This is a genomic window from Klebsiella quasipneumoniae subsp. quasipneumoniae, assembly GCF_020525925.1.
Lineage (GTDB): Bacteria > Pseudomonadota > Gammaproteobacteria > Enterobacterales > Enterobacteriaceae > Klebsiella > Klebsiella quasipneumoniae.
This window is the reverse complement of sequence record NZ_CP084876.1, coordinates 2,796,499-2,810,948: the sequence shown is the minus strand read 5'-3', so window position 1 is coordinate 2,810,948 and position 14,450 is coordinate 2,796,499. Positions and strand designations below refer to the sequence as shown.

Here is a 14,450-nt window from a genome sequence, read left to right as displayed (position 1 = left end):
TCCGCGCAGCTTTGCGCGCCTGGGAAGGTGCCGCCGCGTCAGCGCGGCGCGGTTAATAACTCAGAGGTGGGGCTATGCAATATATACTGACTGGCGTAATCGTATTGATCTTCAGCGGCCTGGTTATCCATGGCCTCACGCTGTTGCTCGAACGCGGGTATCGCGCGCTTTTCGGCATCTTCGCCGGAGCCGCGGATCTCCCCCGCAAGGTCAAAGTGAAGGTGCCGCGTTAAGCGTAAGCCGCCGTCCCTGGCGCTTCAACGGCTTAAGGAAGCCGCGGATAGATGCCAGGGCCGATGGGCAGTCCTGCCAGATACCAGCCCACCAGCAACAGCAGCCAGACGGCGAGGAAAATCAGCGGGTAAGGGAGCACCAGCGAATAGTATGTCCCGAGGCGGGCGTCCGGTCGGTAGCGCTGTAAAAAACCGAGAAACAGCGGCACAAACGGTGAAACCGGCGCCAGCGGCAGCACCGATGAATCGGCGATGCGAAACAGGATCTGCGCAAACGCCGGGTGGAAGCCCAGCAGCATAAACATCGGCACGAAGATCGGCGCCAGAATCGACCAGATGGCCGAGCCGCTGGCGATAAACATACACAGAAAAGCCGACAGCAGCGCCAGACCGACAAACGCCGGGACGCCGTTCATGCCGGCGCTCTCCAGCAGGTCCGTCAGGCCAACGGCCATAAACTTACCCATATTGCTCCAGTTGAACATCGCCACGAACTGCGCCAGCGGGAAGACCATCACGATAAATCCGGCCATCTCTTTCATCGGCTCAATCATCAGCTGCGGCAGATCGGCCTGGCGGCGAATTTTGCCGGTGGCGATGCCGTAAGCCAGCGACACGACAAAGAAGAAAAAGATGATCAGCGGCACGATGCCTTTGATAAACGGCGAGGGCATGACCGTGTGTTGAACCGGGTCGCGAAGAATGCCGTTTTCGGGGACCACCATCAGGGCGATGACCGCCACGAACGCCAGCGTCGCCACGCCGGCGATGCGCAGGCCGAAACGCTCCTCGGCGGTCAGCGTCTGCAGCTTGTCATCACGACTGCCTTGCCATTGGCCCAGCCGCGGCTCCACCAGCTTGTCAGTGATCAAACCGCCGACGAGGGTCAGGAGGATCACCGAGGTCGCCATAAAGTACCAGTTGTCGATCACGCTGACGTGCAGAGAGGCATCGATGGATTTGGCCGCCTCGGTGCTGATCCCGGAGAGCAGCACGTCGGTGGTGACGATCAGTAAATTGGCGGTAAAGCCGCAGCCCACCCCGGCAATGGCCGCCAGCAGGCCGGCGACCGGATGCCGACCGACGGCGAGAAACATCAGCGCCCCCAGCGGCGGCATGATCACCAGCGCGGCGTCGGAGGAGATATGGCTGAAAAAGGCGATAAACAGCACCATATAGCTGGCATAACGGGCGCTAACGTGGGAGGCCATCTTCACCATCAGCGCGGGCAACAGGCCCACCCGCTCGGCAAAGCCGGCGCCCAGCACCAGGGCGAGGATCGCCCCCAGCGGCGCGAATCCGCTGAAGTTTTTAATCACGTTCGGTAGAAACCAGTGCAACCCTTCCACGCTGAGCAGGTTTTTGACCACCACCCGCGACCCGTCCGCAGGATTTTGGACCCCGACGTTGAAGGCGGAGAGTATCGCCGTGGCGGCGATCAGCGCCACGATAAGATAGATAAACAGCAAAAACGGGTGCGGGACCTTATTACCGATCTTCTCTACCCAGCCATAGCGCTTTCCGGCGGGGGAAGGCGACGGTATGGATGACATACTCATGGGCGTTCCTCTGTTGTCGTTGTTGTGTTAGGCAGGCCTGCTCCCGTACTGCCGGCGGTTATTATGGTCGGTGCGTGCCGCGATGCCGGTCAGCGTCTGTCAGGAGCGGTCTGGTCTGTATGGTTAGCGTAAAACCGACGGACTCACCTCCGCCGGGATCGGGCAGCGGTAGGGATGTTCGGCCAGCGCTTGCCTGAGCTCTCGCTGGCTGGCCTCCAGCAGCGCGCGGTCGCTGAATAAGCGGATCGCCGTCGCCGCGAGGACTTTCCCCGCCAGCAGCATCCCTTTATGAGCGATGGCGGTGCGTCCCTGGCTCACCAGCTGCCAGCTGTGCAGCGGGGTACCCACCGCGAAGCAGGGGCTGAAGCACTGGGCCACCGGCGCTTTCCAGCTGACGTCGCCGACGTCGGTGGAGCCGGCGAGGAGCGTATCCGTGGCCGCCCACGGCGCCACCTCATCAATCAGCAGCGTGTCGCGGTGGCGACGAGCGAAGGTTTTCCCCGCCTCGCCGCCGGTGCCGGCGATATTGTTCAGGCTGTTGTTGATATCGTTGTCGCTGAGCGAGGCGCGGATCGCCGCGGCAAAGGCGCGCTCGTCGTCGCTCCATGCCGGCGTGCCGTAATGGCATACCGCCTGGTACATCGCCGCTTCGAGCGTGCGGTTGGGCAGATAGCCCGAGCAGGCTTTTTCAAAGCGGCAGCTGACGTGGGTCTCGGTCATCAGTGCGGCCCCCTGGGCAATCTTCTCAATGCGGGCGAAAATCTGTTCCACGTCGGCCATCTCCGGCGCGCGGATCAGATACAGCACTTCCGCCTGGGCCTGGACGACGTTGGGCGAGACGCCGCCGGTATCGGTAATGGCGTAATGAACCCGCGCCTTCTCGATAATATGTTCATTCAGGAAGTTGCTGCCGGTGGTCATCAGGGTGACCGCGTCCAGGGCGCTTCGCCCCAGGTGCGGCGAATTGGCGGCGTGGGCGGCGGTGCCGGTAAAGCGCCACGCCGCCTGAATGTTGGCGAGGGTGCGGGTGCTGAACATCCCGGCCCAGGCCTCCGGATGCCAGGTGAGGGCCGCATCGACGTCATCAAACAGCCCTTCGCGCACCATAAAGGTTTTGCCCGAGCCGCCTTCTTCCCCCGGGCAACCGTAGAAGCGCAGGGTGCCTGCGCCGCCGTGCTGCTGCAGCCATTTTTTAGCGGCCACCGCCGCGGCGAAAGCCGCCGTCCCGAGCAGATTGTGCCCGCAGCCGTGACCGTTGCCCCCCGGCGTCGACGATGTCGGCTCCGCGCAGTGGGCCTGCTGGCTAAGACCCGCCAGGGCGTCAAACTCGCCCAGCAGGGCAATAACCGGTTGGCCCTCGCCGACGCTGGCGATAAAAGCATTGGGGATCCCGCCGGCATCCCGGGTAAGCTGAAAACCTTCCGCTTCCAGGGCGTCCGCCAGCCGGCGGGCGGACCAGAACTCCTCAAAGCGCGTCTCCGGGTGATCCCAGATGTCATCGGCGATAGCGCAATACGTCTCGCGGCTTGCCTCAATCACCTCGTCCACAAACTGAAAGATGGGTTCCATCACACCCCCCGCTGCCAGGGAAAGTTAAGCGCGACGCGCGCCAGGGTGTCGACCGCGACCGTCATTACGCTCTCGTCGAAGTCAAACTTCTCGTTGTGGTGACCGGCGCTCAGTTCGGTGCCGAATATCATGTACGAGGCGAGGCCGCCGCGCGCCTGGACCCGGGCCATCATCAGGGTGGCGTCTTCCGATCCCGCCGGGGCGGCGATGCGATCCACCGCCTGCTGCACGCCGGGCACAAGGGCGGCCTGTTCGCGCAGGTACGCCACCCACGCCGGCGACGGGGCGCTGGCGGTGGCCGCGCCCATCATGCGTAACTCGTACCCGGCTTGATGCATCGCCGCGGCCCCGGCGATGACGTGCTGCGCCCGGTCAAAAACATACTGATTGATGGCTTCGCTTTCGCCGCGGGTTTCCACTTTTAACAGGGCCGAAGAGGGCACCACGTTGCGTCCGGTGCCGGCCTGCATCACCCCAACGTTGACCCGCGACGCGCCGGCGCTGTGCGGTGGGATGGCGTGCAGAGCAAGGGCGGCCTGGGCGGCGGCGAGCAGCGCGTTGCGCCCATCTTCAGGCTTACCGCCGGCATGGGCGGCCACGCCGCTAAACTGCACATCGAATTTGGTGGTGGCCATAAAGTTGTCCCCCCCGCACACCACGGTGCCGACCGGAACGCCGGTGCCGATATGGATGGCGGTGAAATAGTCCACCTCGTCCACCACGCCGGCGGCCACCATCGCGCGGGCGCCGCGGGTACCCTCTTCAGCAGGCTGGAAAATCAGTTTAATGACCCCGTTGAGCTGGGCGGCATACTGCTTGAGCACATGCGCCAGACCCAGCCCGATGGCGGTATGCCCATCGTGGCCGCAGGCGTGCATCATGCCGGCGTTGCAGGAGGCGAAATGGTCGCGATGGGGGCGGTGGCTGTCATCGTGCTGCTCATTGAGGTCGAGGGCGTCCATGTCGACGCGAAAGGCCAGGGTTGGGCCGGGACGTCCGGTGTCGAGCGTCGCCACCACGCCGGCGAACCCGCCTTCAAACGCCGGCAACCAGCGTTCCGGCGCCCCTTGCTCGCGGGCGCGCTCGAAAGCCTGGGTCAGGGTCTCCTCATCCGGCAGCCCCATCCGGCTGTCGGCATCGATGACGTCACGCCCCAGCGCCAGCTGGTAGCCGAGTCCGTCGAGGATCTCCGCCACCTTGCTGGCGGTGCGAAACTCCAGCCAGCCGGATTCAGCGTGCAGGTGAAAATCGCGGCGCCATTGGGTCATGGCTGGCGCCAGCTGGCGCAGGTATTCATCAAGTTGCGGCATAGCTTATCCTGTCATAAGTAAAAAATGTGACGGCGTTCACGATGTGATAGCTTTTGTTTATCACTGACGCGCTACAGGCCTTAACGCTCTTAACCTGCCACAGCCTGATGGATTACAGTAGATGTCATTTTCTTCCGTCTGATAAACAACGGTTATCACCAAAAGCATGGCATTTCAGATTAAATTTCATCAAATTCGCGCCTTCGTCGAGGTGGCCCGGGAAGGGAGTATTCGCGGCGCCAGCCGCTCGCTGGCGGTCTCGCAGCCGGCCCTGACCAAAGCGATTAAAGAGCTGGAGGAGGGGCTTTCCGCTCAGCTGTTCGTCCGCCGCCGCCAGGGGGTGGCGCTGACTGACGATGGCGAAAGTTTTTATCAACATGCGAGCCTGATTCTCGAGGAGCTGCGGGCGGCGCAGGATGAACTGCTGCAGCGCCAGGGAGAGCAGGCCGGGCAGATCAATATTGGCCTTGGCGCCAGCGTCGCCCGGTCGCTGATGCCGTCGGTGATCTGCCGCTTTCATCAGCAGCATCCGCAGGTGAAGGTGCGGATCATGGAGGGCCAGCTGCTGGCGATGATCAATGAGCTGCGCCAGGGGGAGCTGGATTTCACCATCAACACCTACTATCCCGGGCCGTACGACCATGAGTTCAGCTTTGAAAAACTGTTTGAGAAACCGTTCGCGGTCTTCGCCCGCGCGGGGCATCCGGCGGCGCAGGCCACCTCGCTGGTGGAGCTGATGGATCACCACTGGACCATGCCGACGCCGCGCGGCAGCTACTTTAAACAGCTGCAGGACCGGTTTAATCAGGCCGGGCTGGCGCCAAAGGTGGATATTGTGTGCGAGACCTTCTCGTCGTGCATCAGCCTGGTGGTGAAAAGCGATTTTCTCAGTATCCTGCCGGTGGAGCTCGGCAACGATCCGATGATGGCGGACAAGCTGATGATGATCCCCGTCCGCGAAGCGTTGCCGACGGCGGCCTATTTTCTGATCCAGCGGCGCGACACCCGGCAGACGCCGCTAACGGCGTCATTAATCACCCTGTTTCGCCGCCAGAGTCGACAATTGTTTCCTTAACCGCCCGTCGCGCTCACTTTGCCAGCAGACGGGGCTAAACGCGTTGAGGGGGGAGCGCGAGGCGGCTATAGTAGCTGGCGACAGCCGCTGGAGGAGAGCCCATGAACCTTGATGACAAATCCCTGTTTCTTGACGCCATGGAAGATGTCCAGCCCCTGAAACGTAACAATGACGTGCACTGGCATCCCGGGCGCAACAGTCGCGCCCCGCAGCGCGTCGACACCCTGCAACTGGATAATTTTCTCACTACCGGCTATCTCGATATCGTACCGCTCGCCACGCCGCTGGAGTTTAAGCGCGAAGGGCTGCAGAGCGGTGTGCTGGATAAGCTACGGCGGGGGAAATACAGCCAGCAGGCGAGCCTCTCCCTGCTGCGCCAGCCGGTGGAACAGTGCCGGCAGATGCTCTTCGCCTTTATGGTGCAGGCGCAGAAAGAGGGGTTACGCAATGTGCTGATCGTTCACGGCAAAGGCCGCGACGACCAGTCCCATGCCAATATCATCCGCAGCTATCTGGCGCGCTGGCTGGAAGAGCTGCCGGAGGTGCAGGCCTTCTGCGCTGCGCTACCACATCATGGCGGTAGCGGCGCCTGCTATGTCGCGCTGCGTAAATCGGCCGAAGCGAAGCAGGAGACCTGGGAGCGGCACGCCAAGCGCAGCCGTTAGCGCAGCAGCAGCGTCAGCTCGCGGGCGGCTTTTTGCAGCTCCGGCAGCACGCGGTCGATCATCTCGCGGGCCGACATCTGGCCCGCATGCACCCCGACGTTCAGCGCCGCCTGCGCCTGCCCCTGGGCGTTAAACAGCGGTACCGCGAGGGAGCGCAGGCCCATCTCCAGCTCCTGATCGTTGAGGGCATACCCCTGCTGATGCACCCGTTTCAGCTCGGCGCGCAGCTTCGCCACCGAATCCACCGTCTGCGGGGTATAGCGGATCATGGTTACCCGGGCCAGCATGTCGTTGAGCTTCTCCTCCGGCTGATGGCTGAGCAGCACCCGACCCATCGAGGTCGCCCACGCCGGAAGGCGGCTGCCGATATCGAGGTCGATGGTCATGATCCGCGAACTGGAAGCGCGGGCGATATACAGGATATCGTCCCCGTCGAGGGTGGCGATGGAGCAGGACTCATTGAGCATTTCGCTCAGATGCCGCAGCACCGGCTGCGCCGAACGCGCCAGCGGCGTCGAGGCCAGCCAGGCGTGCCCCAGGGCCAGGATCCGCGGCCGCAGCTGAAAATGCTTACCGTCTTCGGCATAAACGAACCCCAGCTTGCTCAGGGTATACAGGCAGCGGCGCACCGCTGCGCGCGGAATGCCGGTCTTTTGACTGATCTGTGAGATAGACAGCAGGGGCCGCTGCGGCGTGAATGCCTGAATCACCTCCAGGCCGCGCGCCAGCGAGGCCATGAAGTTAGGATCGCCCTTAAACGGATCGCCGTCGCCGGTCAGTAAATCGTCTGGATGCTTGTCCATTTCTGTTCCCCATATTTGCCATCGATCACATTCTTTCGCTAAAGATAACCGATGTTCGATTATCGCACCATATTTCGATTATCGCCCTTGACCGACATCGTTAAGCGGGTCACATTTTGTGCGAACAACGAATAAAAGTGCGATTACCGCACATCAATGGAGCGACCTGATGATTGATAAAAGCGTATCGACGCTGAGCGAGGCCATCGCCGGGATCCACGACGGGGCGACTATTATGATCGGCGGCTTTGGTCCCGCCGGCCAGCCGACCTTTCTGATTGACGCCCTGATTGACCAGGGCGCCCGCGACCTGACCATCATTAACAACAACGCCGGCAACGGCGAAGTGGGGCTCGCGGCGCTGCTCAAGGCTGGCCGGGTGCGCAAAATGATCTGCTCCTTCCCGCGCCAGGTCGATTCCCAGATTTTCGATGACCTCTATCGCCGCGGCAAAGTGGAGCTGGAGCTGGTGCCGCAGGGCAACCTCGCGGCGCGGATCCAGGCCGCCGGCGCCGGGCTGGGGGCGGTGTTTACCCCCACCGGCTACGGCACGCCGCTGGCGGAAGGCAAGGAGACACGGGAAATCGACGGCCGCCACTATGTGCTGGAGTATCCGATCAAAGCCGATTTCGCGCTGATTAAAGCCCACCAGGGCGACCGCTGGGGCAACCTGGTGTATCGCAAAGCAGCGCGCAACTTTGGCCCGATTATGGCGACGGCGGCGAAAACCACCATCGTTGAAGTCTCGCAGCTGGTGTCGCTGGGCGACCTCGACCCGGAACACATCATCACCCCCGGCATTTTCGTCCAGCGCGTGTTCTCGCTGGAAAACCTGACTGCCGCACAACGCGCCTGAGGAACCCGAGATGCAAAAACTGACCCGTGACGAAATGGCCCAGCGCGTGGCCCGCGATATCCCCGAAGGCGCTTACGTTAACCTCGGCATTGGCCTGCCGACCCGGATTGCCAACTACCTGCCTGCCGACAAAGAGGTGTTCCTGCACAGCGAGAACGGCCTGCTGGGCATGGGGCCGAAGCCGCAGCCCGGAGAAGAAGATCCCGAGCTGATCAATGCCGGTAAAGAGTACGTTACCCTCCTGCAGGGCGGCTGCTATTTCCACCATGGCGACTCCTTCGCCATGATGCGCGGCGGCCATCTCGATATCTGCGTGCTGGGGGCCTATCAGGTCTCCGCCAGCGGCGATCTCGCCAACTGGAGCACCGGCGCGCCGGACGCCATCCCGGCGGTCGGCGGGGCGATGGATCTGGCCATCGGCGCTCGCCAGGTGTTTGTGATGATGGACCATCTAACCCGCGACGGCGAGTGCAAGCTGGTGAAACAGTGCAGCTACCCGCTGACCGGCGTCGGCTGCGTGAGCCGGATCTATACCGACCTGGCGGTGATCGACATTACCGACCGCGGCCCGGTGGTGCGGGAAATCTTTAACGGTCTCTCTTTTGAAGAGCTGCAGCGCATCACTCCGGTGACGCTGACCTTTGAACAACTGGCGGAAAGCGCGTAAGGAACCTATGATGAATCAGGCATTTATCTGTGATGCGGTGCGTACACCCTTTGGCCGTTTTGGTGGTACCCTGGCGACGATGCGCTCTGACGACCTGGCGGCGCTGCCGCTGAAAGCGCTGCTGGAGCGTAACCCGGGACTGGATCCTTCGCGCATTGACGATGTGATCTTTGGCTGTGCCAACCAGGCCGGGGAAGACAACCGCAACGTGGCGCGGATGGCGCTGCTGCTGGCCGGGTTGCCGGAGAGCGTGCCCGGCAGCACCATCAACCGCCTGTGCGGCTCCAGCCTCGATGCGATCGGCGTCGCGGCGCGGGCGATTAAAAGCGGGGAGACGCAGCTGATGATCGCCGGCGGCGTGGAGAGCATGTCCCGAGCGCCGTTTGTGATGGGTAAAGCGGAGAGCGCCTTTAGCCGCAGCATGCAGATGGAGGATACCACCATCGGCTGGCGCTTTATTAACCCGCAGATGAAAGCCCTGTACGGCGTGCATTCCATGCCGGAGACGGCGGAAAATGTCGCCGATGAGTTTGCCATTTCCCGCGCCGATCAGGATGCGTTCGCCTTACGCAGTCAACTGCGCACCGCCGCGGCCCAGGAGGCTGGGCGTTTTGCCGATGAGCTGATCGCCGTCCAGGTGCCGCAGCGTAAAGGCGAGCCGCTGCGGTTTAGCCGCGATGAACACCCGCGCAGCACCTCGCTGGAGGCGCTGGCGAAACTGCGCGGCGTGGTGCGCGCCGACGGCAGCGTCACCGCCGGCAACGCCTCAGGCGTTAACGATGGCGCCTGCGCGCTGCTGCTGGCCAGCGAAACCGCGCTGGCGGCCAACGATCTTCAGCCGCTGGCCCGGGTGGTCGGCGTGGCGACGGCGGGGGTGGCGCCGCGCATTATGGGCTTTGGCCCGGCGCCGGCGGTGCGGAAGGTGCTGGCGCAGACCGGTCTGACGTTAGCCCAGATGGACGTGATCGAGCTGAATGAAGCCTTCGCCGCCCAGGCGCTGGCGGTGACCCGTGATTTGGGCTTACCGGACGATGCCGCCCATGTGAACCCCAACGGCGGGGCGATCGCCCTGGGGCATCCGCTCGGCGCCTCCGGCGGCCGCCTGGCGATGACCGCAGCTTACCAGCTGAAACGGACCGGCGGCCGCTACGCGCTGTGCACCATGTGCATCGGCGTCGGGCAGGGGATCGCCCTGATTATTGAACGTGTTTAAGGAGCCAGAATGAGTTTGTTGACCCCGATGCTGCGCAGCAGTCCGCTCACCGACTGGTTCAGCGACGCGCAGCGGGTGCAGGGCATGCTGGATTTTGAAGCGGCGCTGGCCCAGGCGCAGGCCGCCTGCGGGATGGTGCCGGCGGCGGCGGTCGGGCCGATTGTCGCGGCCTGCCGCCACGAGGCGATCGATTTTACCGCCCTGGGCGAGGCGGCTGTGGGGGCGGGTAATCTGGCGATCCCGCTGGTGAAACAGCTGACGGCCCAGGTAAAAGCGCGGGATCCAAACGCCGCGCGCTACGTTCACTGGGGTGCCACCAGTCAGGATGCTATCGACACCGGGCTGGTGCTCCAGCTGCGCGGGGCGCTGGATACCGCCGAGCAACTGCTTGAGCGACTGTTGGCGGCCCTCGCCGGGCAGGCCGACCGTCATTGCCACAGCGTGATGCCGGGCCGGACCTGGATGCAGCATGCGCTGCCGGTGACCTTTGGTCTGAAGCTGGCGGGCACTCTCGACGCGCTGCTGCGCTGGCAGCAGCGGCTGCGGGAGATGCGTCCGCGTCTACTGGTGCTGCAGTTCGGCGGCGCCGCGGGGACCCTGGACGCGCTGAAAGCGCAAGGACCGGCGGTTAGCCAGGCGCTGGCGCAGAACCTCGGTATGTCGCTGCCGGATACCCCGTGGCACAGCCAGCGCGATCGGCTGCTGGAGGCAGGCGCCTGGTTCGCTGGCGTCTGCGGCACCCTGGGGAAATTCGCTAACGACTTCTCCCTGCTGATGCAGACCGAAGTGGCTGAGGTGGGCGAGCCGGTAGCGGAAGGGCGCGGCGGCTCGTCGACGATGCCGCATAAGCGCAATCCGGTGGCCTGCGCGGCGATCCTGACCGCCGCCCAGCGCACCCCGGGTCTGATGGCCACCCTCTACGCCTGCCAGATTCAGCAGCACGAGCGGGCGCTGGGCGGCTGGCAGGCGGAGTGGGAGACCCTGCCGGAGCTGATTACCCTGGTGGGCGGGGCGCTGGCGCAAAGCGAGGCGCTGGTGCGCGACATGCAGGTCTTCCCGCAAAAGATGCGCGCCGACCTCGATATCACCCACGGGCTGATCATGGCTGAGGCGGTGACCCTGGCGCTGGCGGAATGCATCGGCAAAGCTGAGGCGCACCATCATATTGAGGCGCTGTGCCGTCAGGCGCTGGACCGCCACTGCCCGCTTGTCGATCTGCTCGCGGCAGACCCGCAGGTTAGTCAGTATCTCTCCCGCGAACGCTTAACCACGCTGCTGGACCCGGCAACGGCGACCGGCAGCGCCGAACGCTTTGTGCGCCAGGTGCTGGCGCGTTATCAGGAGCAACATGATGAATCTTGATTATCAACTCGATGGACCGGAAGGTGCGCCGGTTATCGTTCTCTCCAACTCGCTGGGTACCACCCGGGCGATGTGGCAGCCGCAGACAGAGGCGTTAACCGCCCATTTCCGGGTGCTGCGCTACGACACCCACGGCCACGGTAAAACGACGAAAAATGGCAAAGTGACCCTCGCCCAGCTGGGGGAAGATGTGATTGCGCTGCTCGATCATCTGAATATCGACCGCGCCTGGTTCTGCGGGATCTCGATGGGCGGTCTGACCGGTCTGTGGCTGGGCCGCTTTGCGCCAGAGCGTTTTTATGGTCTGGCTGTCGCGAACACCGCGGCGCGCATCGGCGATCAGGCCAGCTGGCTGTCGCGGGCGCGGGCGGTACGCCAGGAGGGAATGGCGGTGGTGGCCGCCGGGGCGGCGGATCGCTGGTTCACCCACGCGTTTCGCCAGCAGGCGCCGGAGGTGGTGGAGGCCCTGTGTCACCAGCTGACCCATACCGACGCCGAAGGCTATGCCGCCTGCTGTGAGGCGCTGGCCGCCGCCGACCTGCGGGGCGAAGTAGGGCAGATCCCGCTGCCGACGTTAATCATCGCCGGGGAAAGTGACCCTGTCACCACGGTCGGTGACGCTAATTTCCTGCAGCAGCAGATCCCCGCCTCCCAGGTGGTAGTTCTGCCGGCATCGCATCTGTCAAACATTGAGGCGGCGAAAAGCTTTACTTCAGCGCTGCTGAGCTTTTTCCAGGGAGAACGCCATGGAGGATAAACAGCGCTATCAGGACGGGTTGGCGGTGCGGCGCAAAGTACTGGGCGACGCCCACGTCGACCGTACGCTGCAGCATCTGACGCCGTTGAACGAAGAGTTTCAGGACTTTATCACCCGCTACGCCTGGGGTGAGACCTGGACCCGTCCGGGGCTCGACCACCACACCCGCAGTATGATCACCATTGCCATGCTGATTGCTCTCAATCGCGAGGCGGAGCTGAAGATGCATCTGCGCGCGTCGTTTAACAACGGGGTGACCCGCGATGAGCTGAAAGAGTTGATCATGCACTCTGCGCTGTACTGCGGACTGCCGGCGGCCAATGCCACGATGCATCTGGCGCAGCAGGTGTTTGACGACATTGACGCCGCGCAGGGTTGAGTCGTCGTCCAGGTCGGATTGCCCGGCAGTCGTTGTAGGCCGGGTAAGACGCAGCCGCCACCCGGCGGAAATGCCGCTACGTTATCCCTTATTTCTCACCCTCCTGCGGCGCGACGGCTGGGGCATCGTCCCGGTCGACCCGAGGGTCAGCATCAACCCGGGAAAGGGAATTATTGTTATTTTTCAGCATTCAAGGGACGACTTGTCGTTGAGCATAGCCGGGCAGGAAGTGAATTCAAGCTGGCGCGGCGCGGGCATAAAAAAAGCCGTCACCTGAACGGCGACGGCCTGCTGTTAGCGCCAGAGGGGGGCGTTAGCCGTGCTGTTTACAGCCGGCGCACTGCGACGTCTGGATCTGCTGGAAGAAATCGTTGCCTTTATCATCGACGAGAATAAACGCCGGGAAATCTTGCACTTCGATTTTCCAGATCGCCTCCATCCCCAGTTCCGGATACGCCACGCACTCAAGGCTCTTGATGCTCTGTTGCGCCAGCACCGCCGCCGGGCCGCCTATGCTGCCGAGGTAGAAGCCGCCGTGTTTGTGGCAGGCGTCGGTGACCTGCTGGCTGCGGTTGCCTTTCGCCAGCATCACCATGCTCGCGCCATGGGACTGCAGCAGATCGACGTAAGAGTCCATGCGGCCTGCGGTGGTCGGGCCGAGGGATCCGGAGGCGTAACCGGCAGGCGTTTTGGCCGGGCCGGCGTAGTAGATCGGGTGATCTTTCACGTACTGCGGCAGTTCCTCGCCATTATCGATAAGCTCTTTCAGCTTGGCGTGGGCGATATCGCGGGCGACGATAATAGTGCCGTTGAGACTCAGGCGGGTGGAAACCGGATGGGCGGACAGTTGCGCCAGGATCTCGCTCATCGGCTGATTCAGGTTGATGCTGACCACCTTGCCTTCGCCCTGCTGACGCAGATGTTCAGGGATATATTTTCCTGGATTGCTCTCCAGTTTCTCAATCCAGATACCGTCGCGGTTGATTTTGGCTTTGATGTTGCGGTCGGCGGAGCAGGAGACGCCCATGCCGATCGGACAGGAGGCGCCGTGGCGCGGCAGGCGGATCACCCGGATATCGTGGGCGAAGTATTTGCCGCCGAACTGCGCGCCGAGGCCGAGGTTTTGCGCTTCCTGCAGCAGTTCCTGCTCAAGCTGCACATCGCGGAACGCCTGACCGTGCTCGTTGCCTTCGGTTGGCAGACCGTCGTAGTAGCGGGTGGAGGCCAGCTTGACGGTTTTCAGCGTCGCTTCCGCCGAGGTACCGCCGATGACAAAGGCGATATGGTACGGCGGGCAGGCCGCGGTACCGAGGGTACGCATCTTCTCCACCAGATAGTTTTTCAGCTTCGCCGGGGTGATCAGCGCTTTGGTTTCCTGATAGAGATAGGTTTTATTGGCGGAACCGCCGCCTTTCGCCATGCACAGGAATTTATATTCGTCGCCGTCGACGCTGTAGAGATCGATCTGCGCCGGCAGGTTGGTGCCGGTGTTGACCTCTTTATACATATCCAGCGGGGCGTTCTGCGAGTAACGCAGGTTATCTTCGGTATAGGTGTTGTACACGCCCTGCGCCAGGGCGGCTTCGTCGCCGCCGCCGGTCCAGACGCGCTGGCCTTTTTTACCCATGATGATGGCGGTGCCGGTGTCCTGACAGGTGGGCAGGACGCCTTTGGCGGCGATTTCCGAGTTGCGCAGGAACTGCAGGGCGACATATTTATCGTTATCGCTGGCCTCCGGGTCGAGCAGAATTGACGCGACCTGCTGCTGATGGGAGACGCGCAGCATAAAGGCGGCGTCGTGGAAGGCCTGCTGCGCCAGCAGGGTCAGCGCCTGCGGTTCCACTTTCAGCACTTCCTGGCCGTCAAATTCGGCGACGGAGACGTGCGCTTTGCTGAGCAGATAGTATTCGGTATCGTCGTGCGCCAGCGGGAACGGATCCTGATAAACAAACGGTTTAGTCGACATAATCACTTACTCCATAAAGATAAAACCGCCGGGGTG

General features: G+C 63.0%; 15 protein-coding genes. 10 read left to right on the top strand and 5 right to left on the bottom strand.

Annotated features, from left to right (window positions below; all coding sequences use genetic code 11):
- Positions 1–74: 74 nt before the first annotated feature.
- The gene (locus tag LGM20_RS13705) at positions 75–233 is read left to right on the top strand and encodes a hypothetical protein (RefSeq protein WP_023289507.1); all 159 of its coding nucleotides are present in this window, start codon (positions 75–77) and stop codon (positions 231–233) included.
- A gap of 32 nt (positions 234–265) precedes the next feature.
- Here the strand turns inward: LGM20_RS13705 and abgT are convergent, their stop codons facing one another.
- From abgT to LGM20_RS13690, 3 genes are all read right to left on the bottom strand, one after another.
- On the bottom strand, positions 266–1,792 hold the full coding sequence (abgT, locus tag LGM20_RS13700; RefSeq protein WP_044522707.1) for a p-aminobenzoyl-glutamate transporter: 1,527 nt from the start codon (positions 1,790–1,792) through the stop codon (positions 266–268).
- Between the two features lie 123 nt (positions 1,793–1,915).
- Positions 1,916–3,361 (bottom strand): M20 family metallopeptidase, encoded by a 1,446-nt coding sequence (locus LGM20_RS13695; protein WP_044522722.1) that lies wholly within the window; start codon positions 3,359–3,361, stop codon positions 1,916–1,918.
- A complete protein-coding gene (locus LGM20_RS13690; RefSeq protein ID WP_044522725.1) occupies positions 3,361–4,671 on the bottom strand; it encodes a M20 family metallo-hydrolase in 1,311 nt (436 codons plus the stop codon). The genes LGM20_RS13695 and LGM20_RS13690 overlap by 1 nt, the downstream gene beginning before the upstream one ends.
- 166 nt (positions 4,672–4,837) lie before the next feature.
- Here LGM20_RS13690 and LGM20_RS13685 point away from each other — a divergent pair, with 166 nt between their 5' ends.
- Positions 4,838–5,746 carry a LysR family transcriptional regulator gene (locus tag LGM20_RS13685; RefSeq protein WP_044522727.1) on the top strand — a complete coding sequence of 303 codons (909 nt, stop codon included), beginning with the start codon at positions 4,838–4,840 and terminating at the stop codon, positions 5,744–5,746.
- 101 nt (positions 5,747–5,847) lie between these two features.
- Positions 5,848–6,411 (top strand): DNA endonuclease SmrA, encoded by a 564-nt coding sequence (gene smrA, locus LGM20_RS13680; protein ID WP_032452707.1) that lies wholly within the window; start codon positions 5,848–5,850, stop codon positions 6,409–6,411.
- On the opposite strand, the gene LGM20_RS13675 is transcribed toward smrA, so the two are convergent.
- Entirely contained in the window at positions 6,408–7,214 is an 807-nt protein-coding gene (locus LGM20_RS13675) for an IclR family transcriptional regulator domain-containing protein (protein WP_023289513.1), read from the bottom strand. The genes smrA and LGM20_RS13675 overlap by 4 nt on opposite strands.
- A gap of 169 nt (positions 7,215–7,383) precedes the next feature.
- Here LGM20_RS13675 and LGM20_RS13670 point away from each other — a divergent pair, with 169 nt between their 5' ends.
- The 7 genes from LGM20_RS13670 to LGM20_RS13640 all read left to right on the top strand — a co-directional run bounded on the left by LGM20_RS13670 (position 7,384) and on the right by LGM20_RS13640 (position 12,725).
- On the top strand, positions 7,384–8,070 hold the full coding sequence (locus LGM20_RS13670; RefSeq protein WP_023289514.1) for a 3-oxoacid CoA-transferase subunit A: 687 nt from the start codon (positions 7,384–7,386) through the stop codon (positions 8,068–8,070).
- Positions 8,071–8,080: 10 nt separating this feature from the next.
- Positions 8,081–8,737 (top strand): 3-oxoacid CoA-transferase subunit B, encoded by a 657-nt coding sequence (locus LGM20_RS13665; RefSeq protein WP_044522731.1) that lies wholly within the window; start codon positions 8,081–8,083, stop codon positions 8,735–8,737.
- A gap of 10 nt (positions 8,738–8,747) precedes the next feature.
- Entirely contained in the window at positions 8,748–9,950 is a 1,203-nt protein-coding gene (gene pcaF / locus LGM20_RS13660; RefSeq protein ID WP_044522735.1) for a 3-oxoadipyl-CoA thiolase, read from the top strand.
- A 9-nt stretch (positions 9,951–9,959) separates the two neighbouring features.
- Positions 9,960–11,312 (top strand): 3-carboxy-cis,cis-muconate cycloisomerase, encoded by a 1,353-nt coding sequence (locus tag LGM20_RS13655; protein WP_044522738.1) that lies wholly within the window; start codon positions 9,960–9,962, stop codon positions 11,310–11,312.
- The gene (gene pcaD, locus LGM20_RS13650; RefSeq protein ID WP_044522740.1) at positions 11,302–12,069 is read left to right on the top strand and encodes a 3-oxoadipate enol-lactonase; all 768 of its coding nucleotides are present in this window, start codon (positions 11,302–11,304) and stop codon (positions 12,067–12,069) included. Before LGM20_RS13655 ends, pcaD begins: the two co-directional genes overlap by 11 nt.
- Positions 12,059–12,448 carry a 4-carboxymuconolactone decarboxylase gene (pcaC, locus tag LGM20_RS13645; RefSeq protein ID WP_023289519.1) on the top strand — a complete coding sequence of 130 codons (390 nt, stop codon included), beginning with the start codon at positions 12,059–12,061 and terminating at the stop codon, positions 12,446–12,448. The genes pcaD and pcaC overlap by 11 nt, the downstream gene beginning before the upstream one ends.
- 70 nt (positions 12,449–12,518) lie before the next feature.
- Complete coding sequence (locus LGM20_RS13640; protein WP_044522742.1) at positions 12,519–12,725, top strand: hypothetical protein; 207 nt, start codon at positions 12,519–12,521, stop codon at positions 12,723–12,725.
- A gap of 36 nt (positions 12,726–12,761) precedes the next feature.
- Here the strand turns inward: LGM20_RS13640 and fumA are convergent, their stop codons facing one another.
- Positions 12,762–14,414 (bottom strand): class I fumarate hydratase FumA, encoded by a 1,653-nt coding sequence (gene fumA / locus LGM20_RS13635; protein WP_044522743.1) that lies wholly within the window; start codon positions 14,412–14,414, stop codon positions 12,762–12,764.
- Between the last annotated feature and the right edge of the window lie 36 nt (positions 14,415–14,450).

Excerpts from the sequence above, each read along its gene's own strand:
- LGM20_RS13705 (WP_023289507.1), top strand. The coding sequence starts at position 75 with ATGCAATATATACTGACTGGCGTAATCGTATTGATCTTCAGCGGCCTG.
- abgT (WP_044522707.1), bottom strand. The coding sequence starts at position 1,792 with ATGAGTATGTCATCCATACCGTCGCCTTCCCCCGCCGGAAAGCGCTAT.
- LGM20_RS13695 (WP_044522722.1), bottom strand. The coding sequence starts at position 3,361 with ATGGAACCCATCTTTCAGTTTGTGGACGAGGTGATTGAGGCAAGCCGC.
- LGM20_RS13690 (WP_044522725.1), bottom strand. The coding sequence starts at position 4,671 with ATGCCGCAACTTGATGAATACCTGCGCCAGCTGGCGCCAGCCATGACC.
- LGM20_RS13685 (WP_044522727.1), top strand. The coding sequence starts at position 4,838 with ATGGCATTTCAGATTAAATTTCATCAAATTCGCGCCTTCGTCGAGGTG.
- smrA (WP_032452707.1), top strand. The coding sequence starts at position 5,848 with ATGAACCTTGATGACAAATCCCTGTTTCTTGACGCCATGGAAGATGTC.
- LGM20_RS13675 (WP_023289513.1), bottom strand. The coding sequence starts at position 7,214 with ATGGACAAGCATCCAGACGATTTACTGACCGGCGACGGCGATCCGTTT.
- LGM20_RS13670 (WP_023289514.1), top strand. The coding sequence starts at position 7,384 with ATGATTGATAAAAGCGTATCGACGCTGAGCGAGGCCATCGCCGGGATC.
- LGM20_RS13665 (WP_044522731.1), top strand. The coding sequence starts at position 8,081 with ATGCAAAAACTGACCCGTGACGAAATGGCCCAGCGCGTGGCCCGCGAT.
- pcaF (WP_044522735.1), top strand. The coding sequence starts at position 8,748 with ATGAATCAGGCATTTATCTGTGATGCGGTGCGTACACCCTTTGGCCGT.
- LGM20_RS13655 (WP_044522738.1), top strand. The coding sequence starts at position 9,960 with ATGAGTTTGTTGACCCCGATGCTGCGCAGCAGTCCGCTCACCGACTGG.
- pcaD (WP_044522740.1), top strand. The coding sequence starts at position 11,302 with ATGAATCTTGATTATCAACTCGATGGACCGGAAGGTGCGCCGGTTATC.
- pcaC (WP_023289519.1), top strand. The coding sequence starts at position 12,059 with ATGGAGGATAAACAGCGCTATCAGGACGGGTTGGCGGTGCGGCGCAAA.
- LGM20_RS13640 (WP_044522742.1), top strand. The coding sequence starts at position 12,519 with ATGCCGCTACGTTATCCCTTATTTCTCACCCTCCTGCGGCGCGACGGC.
- fumA (WP_044522743.1), bottom strand. The coding sequence starts at position 14,414 with ATGTCGACTAAACCGTTTGTTTATCAGGATCCGTTCCCGCTGGCGCAC.